The following is a 252-nucleotide window of genomic DNA, read 5'->3' on the forward strand; positions in this document are numbered from 1 at the left end:
CCCATGTAGGCCAGGCGATCCAGTGCCGTTACGGTGTAGCGGGTGCCGTCACCGAAGGTGCTGTCAAAGAACCTGTCCATGAGCAACATACCCCAGCCATCCGGCAGGGAGTCCGCAAATGGCCCGTGCAAGCCATCGAAGAGCTGAGGGTCTCTGGCCAGCTGTGGCTTATCGTCCCAGTCCATGGTCAGCGGCGAAAGGTTGTAGCCGGTGGCTAACCATCCCTGGTCGTAGGCAAAGTAGATCCCCCTC

1 protein-coding gene is annotated in these 252 nt (G+C 60.3%); it reads right to left on the minus strand.

From position 1 onward, the window contains the following. Nucleotides 1-252: HipA N-terminal domain-containing protein (locus FQ664_RS26480; protein ID WP_178091108.1), on the minus strand; the 252-nt coding region annotated here is incomplete at both ends.

The sequence above is a fragment of the Pseudomonas persica genome (assembly GCF_900291015.1).
Classification (GTDB): domain Bacteria; phylum Pseudomonadota; class Gammaproteobacteria; order Pseudomonadales; family Pseudomonadaceae; genus Aquipseudomonas.